This window comes from Variovorax sp. 20P10.2.4 (assembly GCF_058244205.1).
Genome location: NZ_JBZAYE010000914.1, coordinates 1 through 2251 on the forward strand (window position 1 = coordinate 1; position 2251 = coordinate 2251).

The 2251-nt window shown below is 71.2% G+C and carries 2 protein-coding genes; one reads left to right on the forward strand and one right to left on the reverse strand.

All coding sequences use genetic code 11. The features are described 5' to 3' along the window. Positions 1 to 95: 95 nt before the first annotated feature. A complete protein-coding gene (locus AC27VN_RS39335) occupies positions 96 to 668 on the reverse strand; it encodes a GNAT family N-acetyltransferase (protein ID WP_490880194.1) in 573 nt (190 codons plus the stop codon). Between the two features lie 100 nt (positions 669 to 768). On the opposite strand from AC27VN_RS39335, the gene AC27VN_RS39340 reads away from it, so the two are divergent. Next, a partial coding sequence (locus AC27VN_RS39340; RefSeq protein WP_490880195.1) for a chloride channel protein occupies positions 769 to 2251 on the forward strand: 1483 nt, incomplete at its 3' end.

Below are 2251 nucleotides of genomic sequence, written 5' to 3' on the forward strand. Positions count from 1 at the left end.
GTGCATCGCCGCGTGAACGGGCGGCTGCTGCGCATCTTCGTGCAGGTGTTCGCGATCGTCTCGGGGCTGGTGCTGCTGGTGAAGGCCTTCTGACTTCAGTCGCCGCGCTGCGCCTGCCAGGTCGCGCGGTCGAGCCGGTAGAGGCAATGGCGGCGCAGCGGATGGCCCTCGGCCAGCAGCGGGTGGTCGAACGCGCCGGCCGGGTCCTCGCGCATGCCCAGGCGCTGCATCACCGCGCTCGAGCGCCGGTTGGGCAGTGCGGTGAAGGACACGATCTCGTCCAGCCCGAGCCGCTCGAAGCCCACGGCCAACGAGGCGCGCGCCGCCTCGCTCGCGAGGCCCTGGCCCCACCACTTGCGCGCGAGCCGCCAGCCGATCTCCACGCAGGGCGAGAAGGGCAGGGCATAGGCCGGCGCATTGAGGCCGGTGAAGCCGATCAGCTCGCCCGACTCCTTGTGCTCGGCGGCCCAGAAGCCCCAGCCGTTCTGCGCGATGCGCTCGACGAAGCGCGCGACCAGTGCGTCGCTCTCTTCGCGCGACAACGTGGCGGGAAAGAATTCCATCACCTGCGGATCGGCGACCAGCGCGGCGAAGGGCGCGAGGTCGCTCTCGCGCCACTGGCGCAGGCGAAGACGGGGCGTTTCGGGTTCGATGAGCGTGCGGTCCATCGGGCGATTCTGGCGCAGACGCAAGGCGGCGCCGATCGCTCATTTATGTCATGGAGTGATATATTTGCGCGCTTTCGCGCCACCGGCTTCCGGCCCCTCCATGTCCACCTCCACCCATCGCCGCGGCGACTTCGCGCTCGATGCGCGCCTGCTGCGCATCGCCACCCTGGCGGCCGTCATCGGCGCCGCGAGCACCGTGGCCGCGCGCGTGCTGCTCGACCTGATCCGCTTCTTCACCAACCTGTTCTTCTTCCAGGACTTCTCGCTGGCCGACCGCTCGCCGGCCGGCCACACGATGGGCGCCTGGGTGATCGCGGTGCCGGTGCTCGGCGGGCTGGTGATCGGGCTGATCGCGCGCTACGGCTCCGAGAAGATCCGCGGCCACGGCATTCCCGAGGCCATCGAGGCGATCCTGTTCGGCCGCAGCAAGATGTCGCCCAAGGTGGCGGTGCTCAAGCCGCTGTCCTCGGGCATCGCGATCGGCAGCGGCGGGCCCTTCGGCGCCGAGGGGCCGATCATCATGACCGGCGGCGCCATCGGCTCCTTGATCGCGCAGCACTTCCACCTGTCGGCGGCCGAGCGCAAGGCGCTGCTGGTGGCCGGCGCCACCGCGGGCATGACGGCGGTGTTCGGCACGCCGGTGGCCGCGGTGCTGCTGGCGGTCGAGCTGCTGCTGTTCGAGCTGCGCCCGCGCAGCCTGCTGCCGGTGGCGATCGCCTGCGCGGTCGCGGGCTTCACGCGGCCGCTGCTGATGGAGGCCGGGCCGTTGTTCCCGTTGCAGACCGCGGCGCCGGGCCCGCTCGCGCTGCTGTCGTGCGTGGTGGCCGGACTGCTGTGCGGCGCGCTCTCGGCCAGCCTCTCGCTGTCGCTCTACAAGGTCGAGGACCTGTTCGGCAAGCTGCCGCTGCACTGGATGTGGTGGCCGGCGCTCGGCGGCCTCGCGGTGGGCATCGGCGGTTATTTCGAGCCGCGCGCGCTCGGCGTGGGCTACGACGTGATCGGCGACCTGCTGCACAACCAGCTGGCCTGGCAGGCGGTGCTGGCGCTGATCGCGGTCAAGGCGATCATCTGGGTGATCGCGCTCGGCTCGGGCACATCTGGGGGCGTGCTGGCGCCGCTCCTGATGATGGGCGCGGCGCTCGGCGCGGTGCTCTCGCATGTGCTGCCGGGCGGCGACCCGATGCTGTGGCCGCTGGTCTGCATGGCCGCCACGCTCGGCGGCACCATGCGCGCGCCGCTGATGGCCACCGTGTTCGCCTTCGGTCTCACGCACGACAGCAATGCGCTGCTGCCGCTGCTTGCGACCTCGGCCACCGCCTACGGCTTCACCGTGCTCACCATGCGGCGTTCGATCCTCACCGAGAAGATCGCGCGCCGCGGCCACCACATCTACCGCGAGTACGGCATCGATCCGCTCGAGCGCCAGTTCGTGGAAGAAGTGATGACGCGCGAGGTGCGCACCATCGACGCCGCCCTGCCGGTGGCCGAGGCGCTGGCCATGTACTTCGGCGAAGGCCAGGCGCACCGCGCGTTCCCGGTGCTGCGCGGGCGCGAGGTGATCGGCGTGGCCGACCGCGCCGTGC

Bases quoted from the DNA above. Each gene is read 5' to 3' on its own strand.
- AC27VN_RS39335 (WP_490880194.1), bottom strand. From the start codon at position 668: ATGGACCGCACGCTCATCGAACCCGAAACGCCCCGTCTTCGCCTGCGC.